Source organism: Nocardia lijiangensis NBRC 108240, assembly GCF_001613045.1.
GTDB lineage: Bacteria > Actinomycetota > Actinomycetes > Mycobacteriales > Mycobacteriaceae > Nocardia > Nocardia lijiangensis.
In genome coordinates, this window is the sequence record NZ_BDBP01000169.1 from 1 (window position 1) to 7,950 (window position 7,950).

At 69.5% G+C, this 7,950-nt stretch carries 8 protein-coding genes and 1 pseudogene; 2 read left to right on the plus strand and 7 right to left on the minus strand.

Annotation, left to right across the window (positions count from 1 at the left end):
• The 7 genes and pseudogenes from NL1_RS35050 to NL1_RS35080 all read right to left on the minus strand — a co-directional run.
• Positions 1 to 233 (minus strand): annotated as a pseudogene (locus NL1_RS35050) (UDP-N-acetylmuramoyl-L-alanyl-D-glutamate--2,6-diaminopimelate ligase); the annotation flags it as partial.
• A 108-nt stretch (positions 234 to 341) separates the two neighbouring features.
• Positions 342 to 2,228 (minus strand): peptidoglycan D,D-transpeptidase FtsI family protein, encoded by a 1,887-nt coding sequence (locus NL1_RS35055; RefSeq protein WP_084511412.1) that lies wholly within the window; start codon positions 2,226 to 2,228, stop codon positions 342 to 344.
• The gene (ftsL, locus tag NL1_RS35060; RefSeq protein ID WP_174553518.1) at positions 2,225 to 3,220 is read right to left on the minus strand and encodes a cell division protein FtsL; all 996 of its coding nucleotides are present in this window, start codon (positions 3,218 to 3,220) and stop codon (positions 2,225 to 2,227) included. The genes NL1_RS35055 and ftsL overlap by 4 nt, the downstream gene beginning before the upstream one ends.
• A 151-nt stretch (positions 3,221 to 3,371) precedes the next feature.
• Positions 3,372 to 4,346 (minus strand): 16S rRNA (cytosine(1402)-N(4))-methyltransferase RsmH, encoded by a 975-nt coding sequence (gene rsmH, locus NL1_RS35065; protein ID WP_067849042.1) that lies wholly within the window; start codon positions 4,344 to 4,346, stop codon positions 3,372 to 3,374.
• 235 nt (positions 4,347 to 4,581) lie between these two features.
• Positions 4,582 to 5,013, minus strand: a complete 432-nt coding sequence (gene mraZ, locus NL1_RS35070; protein ID WP_067849045.1) for a division/cell wall cluster transcriptional repressor MraZ — start codon at positions 5,011 to 5,013, stop codon at positions 4,582 to 4,584.
• 407 nt (positions 5,014 to 5,420) lie between these two features.
• Positions 5,421 to 5,846 carry an SCO2097 family morphological protein gene (locus NL1_RS35075; protein ID WP_067849047.1) on the minus strand — a complete coding sequence of 142 codons (426 nt, stop codon included), beginning with the start codon at positions 5,844 to 5,846 and terminating at the stop codon, positions 5,421 to 5,423.
• Between the two features lie 126 nt (positions 5,847 to 5,972).
• On the minus strand, positions 5,973 to 6,410 hold the full coding sequence (locus NL1_RS35080; protein ID WP_067849050.1) for an SAV_6107 family HEPN domain-containing protein: 438 nt from the start codon (positions 6,408 to 6,410) through the stop codon (positions 5,973 to 5,975).
• Between the two features lie 139 nt (positions 6,411 to 6,549).
• Here NL1_RS35080 and NL1_RS35085 point away from each other — a divergent pair, with 139 nt between their 5' ends.
• Both NL1_RS35085 and NL1_RS35090 read left to right on the plus strand, forming a co-directional pair.
• Positions 6,550 to 7,167, plus strand: coding sequence for a GNAT family N-acetyltransferase (locus tag NL1_RS35085; RefSeq protein ID WP_067849052.1), 618 nt, complete (start codon positions 6,550 to 6,552; stop codon positions 7,165 to 7,167).
• An 88-nt stretch (positions 7,168 to 7,255) separates the two neighbouring features.
• The coding region (locus NL1_RS35090) for a phytoene desaturase family protein (protein ID WP_156095196.1) at positions 7,256 to 7,950 on the plus strand (695 nt) is incomplete at its 3' end.

Here is a 7,950-nt window from a genome sequence, read left to right on the forward strand (position 1 = left end):
TGCGCCTGCGAGCCGGGCAGCGCGGCGAACAGATCGCCGGGGCGCACCGCGTTCGAACGCTGCTCGATCCCGGTGACCGCGAGATCGCCGGGCACGGTCGCCGACGCGCGGGCGCCGGTCAGCTCCAGCACGGTGGTCAGCGGTGTCGACGGCGGGTCGACCGGCCGCAACACGGGCTGGCTGGACTGCGCGGGCACCTCGCTCCTCTCGGACAGGGCATCTGTGGACGACACGGATCTATGGTGACGAGTCAGGTTACCGACGCGGACTCACCGGCGAACAACGCGCCTCGGTGTTGCCGCGCCGCGATGCGGAAATACGACGATTCGACAAGCTCGGAATCACACATCAGCCTGCAGAACGAACTTCTGCGCCGGAGCGGTCGTCGGCGGGATCCGATCGCGCTGCAGCGCCCACGACGCGATGCTGTGGAACAGCGGGGCGGCGGACTGGCCGCCGCTGCCGTCGGAGCTGCGCACCGGGTTGTCCAGCATCATGCCGATCACGTATCGCGGGTTGTCCGCCGGCGCCATGCCCGCGAAGGTGATCCAGTAGCTCGAGCTCGAGTAGCACTTGCAGCCCGGTTCGATCTTCTGCGCGGTACCGGTCTTGCCCGCGATCCGGTAGCCCTCGATCGCGGCGGGCCAGCCGGTGCCGTTCTGTTCGGCGTTCATCGGATCGCGCTGGACGACGGCCTGGAACATGTGGCGCAACGTCTGTGCGGTCTGCGGGCTCACCACCCGGACGCCCTCCGGCTGCGGCTCCTCGGTGCGGGCTCCGTCCGGCGCGATCTTGGCCTTCACGATGCGCGGCGGGACACGCAGACCGTCGTTGGCGATGGCCTGGTACATTCCCGTCATCTGCAAGGTGGACATCGAAAGGCCCTGTCCGATGGGCAGATTGGCGAAGGTGCCGCCGGACCACTGATCGCGCGAAGGCACCTGGCCCGCGGATTCGCCCGGCAGGCCGACGCCGGCGCGCTGACCGAGGCCGAAGCGGTGCAGCATGTCCGCGTAGCGGTCCTCGCCGACACGCTGGGCCAGCATCAGGGTGCCCACGTTGGACGACTTCGCGAAGATGCCGGTGGTCGTGTAGGGCGCGACGCCGTGGCCCCAGGCATCGCCGACGGTGACGCCGGCCATCCGGATCGAGCCGGGGACCTCGTGCACCTCGTCGGGGTCGGTGAGCCCGTATTCGATGGCCGCGGCCGCGGTGACGATCTTGTTCACCGAGCCGGGTTCGAACGGGTCGCTCACCGACGGGTTGCTGGTCTTGGCCGAGCCCCAGTTCTGCGGGCCCAGCGTCGGATTGAAGGTGCTGTCGTTGGCCATGGCGAGCACCTGGCCGGTTCTGGCGTCCAGCACCACGGCCGAGGCGCCCTGGGCGCCGGACATCTGCCTGGCCTGCTGCACCTGCTGCTGGACGTAGTACTGCAGATCGGAGTCGAGGGTGAGTTCGACGCCGTTGCCGTTCACGGCGGGCTGCTTGTCGCGCCAGCTGCCGGGAATGACGGCGCCGTCCGAACCGCGGTCGTAGGTGTGCGAGCCGTCGGTGCCCGCGAGCACCGAGTCCAGCGAGGATTCCAGGCCGATGAGGCCGTGCCCGTCCCATCCGGTCGCGCCGATGATGTTGGCGGCCAGCGATCCGCCGGGGTATTCGCGCACGTCCTGGCGCTCGGTGCCGACTTCCGGGAACTCCACGGTGATCTCGGAGGCGATCCGCGGGTCCACATTGCGCGCCAGGTAGACGAAGGTCTCCTCGCTGCGCAGCTTGGCGAGCAGTTCGGCCTCGGCGGGCGCCTTCTTACCCAGCTTGTCGTGAATCATCTTCGCGATCGCCTGCAGCCGCGCGTCCGGATCGGGCGCCTTCTCGCTCCTGGCGCGGGCCGCCTCGAGATCCTTGCGCACCTGAACGGGCTGGAAGTGCAACGCCTTCGCGGACACGGTGAAAGCCAGCGACTTGCCGTTGCGGTCGGTGATCGGGCCGCGGGTGGCCTCGTCGGTCAGCCGGACGGTGCGCTGGCTGGCCGCCTGCGAGGACAGGCCCGGCGCGGAAATGCTCTGGATCCAGAGCAGTTGGATCGCGACGACGGCCAGCGCGACCAGCATGACGATCCGGCCGACCCCCAGCCGCAGCCGCACCGGGCGATCGGCGGCGGCGCGCGATTTCGCGGCCTTCGATGCCACCGACCCGCGCCGCTGGCGCGGCGCGGGCCTGGTCTGGGTCATCGGGTGCCTCCCGGCTGGTCGAGCGGTCCGACGGGCGGTGGCGGTGCCACTTGCGCCTCAGGCGGCGCGGCCTGCTGATCGGCGGGGACTTGTGCGACCGGCTGCGGCGCGGCGGGGTCCTGTGCCGCTTCGGGTCCTTGCGCGGCAGGCTGCGGCGCGGTGGGATCCTGCGCCATTGGTTGCGGCGCCGCGGGATCTTGCGCCGCCGCGGGATTCGGTGCGGCCGGATTCTGGGCGGCGGGTTGCGGCACCTCGACGGGCGACGGGACCGGCGACGGGACGGGCGACGGGACCGGTGACGGCTGCACCGCGACCGGTCCGGGGACGGACGGCACGGCGGGCGTCGGGCTCGGCGTGTTGCTGTGCGCCTGCACGCCGCCGGCCTGCTCGGTAGCCGGCCTGCCCGGCGGCGGCGTGGTCGAGACCGGCACGACGCGCTCACCTTGCGCCTCCGCGTGTCCGGGCGGCGCCACTTGCGGCGTGGTCGGCGTGACGTTCAACGGCGGCACGGGCGCGCCCTGCGCGGGGGTCTCCTTGCCGATCACCGTCACCGTGCCATCCGGCGCGATCACCAGCCGGGCCGGATCTTTCGCCGGAATCATGCCGAGTTCACGGGCGCGCGCGGCGAGTTCGGGGGCGGAATCGGCGGCCTCGACCTCACGCTGCAGCGCGGCGCGCTCCTCGGAGAGCTTCCTGTTGAGCTCCCTCGCGTCGCTGAGCTGGTAGCTGTCCTCGGCCGCCCTGGTGGTGAGCAGGAGGGTGAGCGCGAGACCGCAGCCCAGCATCGCGATGATCGCCGCCACGAACGGTATCCGCGCGGCCATCACCGACCTGCGGGTCGGCAGCCGGATCCCCGTGTCCGCCCGCTGCTCGGCGCGCGTCTTGCGCTTGGCGTAAGCACGCTGCGCCGCACCGGACTTCACCCGTTCGGCGGCTTGCACCCGACGAGCGACGCGACCAGGCGACTCGACCGTACGCGTTCGGATACTCATGGTGTCGTCGCCTCCTCTGTTCCGCAAGAACACCCCCACCCCGTCGACGTCGTGCGGCCTGCGACCATCGGCACACGCGGTGCGCCTCCGGTCGAGGACCGACGTCCGATGAGCACGACGGCAGCCGAGCTGCGGCTCGATGTCGTCAAGCTCATCCCCTTTCCTGAATCCGTTCGGCCGCCCGCATGCGCACCGGCGCGGCCCGCGGGTTCTCGTCGATCTCCCGCTCGGTCGCCTTCTCGGCACCGCGGGTGAGCATCCGGAATTCCGGTCCCATGCCCGGCAATTCGACCGGTAGGTCCACCGGGGTGCGGGAGGCGATCCGCGGCGCCAGCTCCTGCTTGACGACCCGGTCCTCCAGCGACTGGTAGGACATGATCACGATCCGGCCGCCCAGGCGTAGCGCGTCCAGCGCGGCGGGCAGCGCGGCGCGCAGCGAGTCGAGTTCGCCGTTCACCTCCACCCGCAGCGCCTGGAAGGTGCGCTTGGCGGGATGCCCGCCGGTCCGCCTGGTGGCGGCCGGGATGGTGGCGTAGAGCAGCTCGACCAGCTCGGCGCTGGTGGTGAACGGCCGCTGCTGACGGCGACGCACCACCGCGGAGGCGATCTTGCCCGCGAAGCGCTCCTCCCCGTAGGTCTTCAGCACTCGGGCGAGTTCGCCGTGGCTGTAGGTGTTGAGCACGTCGGCGGCGGTGATCCCGGTCGTCGGATCCATCCGCATGTCCAGCGGGGCGTCGACGGAGTAGGCGAAGCCGCGCTCGGCCTCGTCCAGCTGCATCGAGGACACGCCGAGATCCATCAGGATGCCGCTCACCGAATCCATCGGATCCAGCCCCGCCTGCGTCAGCGCGTCGGCGATGCCGTCATAGGTGGTGTGCACCAGCGTGATTCGATCCGCGAACGGGCGCAGCCGTTCCTCGGCCAAGCGCAGCGCGTTCGTGTCCCGGTCGAGGCCGACCAGTCGCAGCGCGGGGTAGGTGCGCAGAAAATGTTCGGCGTGGCCGCCGAGTCCGAGGGTGGCGTCGACGTAGACAGCACCCGGCTCGGTGAGAGCGGGGCCGAGTAGTTCGTCGGCTCGATTCAGGAGAACCGGAACATGCCGCGCGCCGTGCTGTTCACGGTTCACCTCGACCTCCCGGATCTGCCTCGCGTCGTCGCTTGCACCGGATGGCGAGTGCCTCGGTGGCCGAACATTCGACCATCGCACACGGGTCGCCTTGTTCCACAGTGCTTTTGGTAAAAGAAGCTGCTGTCGAGAACGAATGCCCCGTGGTCTCTGACCGAACAACGGCACCTGGCGTCGGGGAAGTACGCCAGGGTCCGCGTCCGGGCAGAGGCCGCGTGGCACTCGTCCGCTCGGGCTAGAAGATTCCGCCCAGCGACTCGTCTCTCGCTTGCGCGTAATCCTCCTCGTGCTCGGCGAGGTAGGACTCCCACGCCTGCTTGTCCCATATCTCGAGGAAGTCGACCGAACCGATCACCACGCAATCCCGGTCCAGGTTCGCGTAGCGCCGATGATCCGGCGACAACGTGATGCGGCCCTGTGCGTCCGGACGCTGTTCGTCGGTACCGGCCGCGAGTGCCCTGACGAATGCGCGGGCCTGCGGATTGCTACGAGACGCGGCCGCGGCTCGCCGAGCGAGCGCGGTGAATTCTTCCCTGGGGTACACGGCAAGGCTGTGGTCCTGACCCTTCGTGACCATCAACCCTCCCGCCAGATCGTCTCGAAACTTCGCAGGCAACGTGAGTCGCCCTTTGTCATCCAGCCGAGGTGTGTAGGTACCGAGAAACATCCCGATGCCTCCCTACTGGATCACCTCTCTGGATGGCCTCTCCTGTAGTGCGCGCTCCACATTACCCCACTTTCCCCCACTTTCAATCGAAAGTGGAGGTGATCTGGCTCCCCGCCGAGACGATTTCGCAGGTCATCCCAGCTATCACCGGGTGGGGAACTTTTTGCGTGTTCTGCCGACACGCGGGCACCGCCGCGCCGCGGCCCGGAAACATCCAGCAAACCGCCCTGGTAGCCAAGGTCCTCGAGGCGTCAGGGGGAGGTACTGGGGGGAAGTGGGGAACGCCGTGGGGAGATGTGGGGACGACCCCGCGAGGCGGCAGTCCCGGAAACACGAGCAGGCGACGCCGCACCCGTCAGTGGTGCGGCGTCGCCTGCCGTGATGAAGTTTTTCGGGTTACAGCCGAGCTACTCCTGCTCGAACCGTCTCCGGAAGCGATCCTCCATACGTTCGGAGAAACCACCGGACTTGCGCTGACGCCCATGTCCGCTCGATCCGCCACCGCCCGGCCCGCTGGAGGGCGCCTCGCCGGAACGCGCGCCACGGGCGGCGCCCTTGGAGGTGCCGAGCAGCAGAAGCACGCCGGCGGCGAACATGACGATGAATCCGATCAGGCTGATGATCGGAAAGCCACCAGGCTTCACCGGAGCGGCGATACCTGCGACCAATAGAAACAGACCGAGGACGAACAAGGCTGCGGCCTGGAGTCTGCGACGACTCGAGGTCGAGCGAAGGCGTCCGCCGCGGACGGACGAGGCGAACTTCGGATCCTCAGCATAGAGCGCGCTCTCGATCTGTTCGAGCATGCGCTGCTCGTGCTCGGAGAGTGGCACGGTACCTCCCCCGGCACTAGGACGTGGCTTGTCGCCTCCGGGTAGGCGACAGACAGCCGACCTTGGCGGCTATCTGTCACCAATGATACGAGTTCGATCAGGGCCGTACCACCTTCTCGGTGATAACTAAGCGGTCATGCCTCCGGTCCATCCCGGCGCGGGCCGCAACCGCGCGGCCGAATTCAGCAGATCTTCCACGTCGTGCAGGAATGCCCCCACCCGCGAAGAGAACTCGTCGGCCTGCCGCTCGTCCACTTCGCGGTCCAGTCCGGCCTCCAGCGCGGCGCGCAATTCGGAGCGGGCGCTGAAGTAATCGGCCCACATGACGAACTCGGGCGCGGCGCGCTGCAACAACACCCAGGCGTTGCGCGAGCGGGCGCGCGGGGCCGCGTCCGCGCCGGTGAACGCGAGCACCGCACCGGCGCCGCGCAGCGCAGCCAGATACGCGGTGCGGAACCGCTCTCTCGGGTCGGCCTCCCCCGCCGCCTCCATCAGCAGTCCGTCGGCCTTCTTCAGTAGTTTCCCCGCCTTGCCGGGCTGCCCCGACTGCTCGATCCGACTCATCGGCTCGTCCCTCCGCACTCGTACACCCCCGGTCCCCGTGCACCGCGCGGACCGAACAGGTATTCGAACGTTTGAATTGAGCTTGAATATAGAGACACCCACCGACAACTTTCCGCGTCCGCGCGGTCCGACGAGAGCCATGACAGCCGTCAAGCCACATCACTCCCCCGCACCCGCACCCGTCGTCGTCGATCTTTCGGTCGCGGACCTGCGCTACCGGTTGCACGACGCGCTAGCGGTCTATGTTGCCGCGATGGACTATCCGCGCGGCACCGAGAACCATCGCGCGCCGATGTGGACCGAGCACACCACCCGCTCCGGCTGGCAGGCCGTCGCGGCGCTGCTCCCCGACGACGACGGTCACGTCGACCTGCGCACCTCGCCCATCGTCGCTATCGCCTACGGCTACCGCGGTGCCCCGCACCAGTGGTGGCACCAGCAGGTGCACAGCGGGATGCGCCGCTCCGGCTGGCCGGAACACTCTGCGCGCGAACTGCTTTCGGACTATTTCGAGCTGACCGAGCTGCATGTGCACCCCAGCGCGCAGGGGCGCGGCATCGGCGCCATCCTGCTACGCAGGCTGCTCCAGGACCGGACGGAAAACGCGGTGCTGCTCTCCACGCCCGAGGTGACAGGCGAGGCGAACCGCGCGTGGCGGCTCTATCGCAGGGAGGGATTCGCCGACGTCATCCGGCATTTCGTGTTCTCGGGCGACAACCGTCCTTTCGCGATCCTCGGCAGGCGGCTGCCGCTGTGAGCGGACGGAGGCTCGGCGCGTCGACCGGCTCCGCACCGGCGGGCGCGGCAGCGGGCACCGTGCATTCGGACGGCACCGGGGCGCGGTCGTGCGCGTCGTAGTCGTCGGCTCCGGGCACAACGCGCTCGTGGCGGCCTGCTATCTGGCGCGCGACGGACACGCGGTCGAGGTGCTGGAACGCGACGAGGTGCTCGGCGGCGCGGTGTCGACGGTCGAGCGGTTCCCCGGCCACCTGGTGGACCGCGGCTCCTCGGCGCACATCATGATCCGGCACACCGGGATCATCGAGGAGCTGGAGCTGGAGCGCTTCGGACTCCGTTATATCGATTGCGATCCCTGGGGCTTCACCCCCGCCGACGCCGCGGGTCGCCCGCCTCTCGTCTTCCATCGCGACGTCGAGGCGACCTGCGCGTCCATCGCCGCGGCGTGCGGCACGGCCGACGCCGACGCGTATCGGCGGTTCGTGGCGGTGTGGGGTCCGCGCAGCGCCCGGGTGATGCGCGCCTTCGGCGGCGCGCCGGGGCCCGGCCACCTCGTGCGATCGTTCTGGGGACTTGATGCCGAGGGCGGCGGCAGCGCGCTGTCCAGGGAATTCCTCCAGTCCGGGGACGCGTTGCTGGACAGCTGGTTTCGCGACGAACGGCTCAAGGCGTCGCTGGCATGGTTCGGCGCGCAGTCCGGTCCGCCGATGTCGGAACCCGGCACGGCCCCGATGGTCGGCTTCGCGGCGCTCATGCACACGCTGCCGCCGGGGCGGGCGGTGGGCGGCAGCGGAGCGCTGAG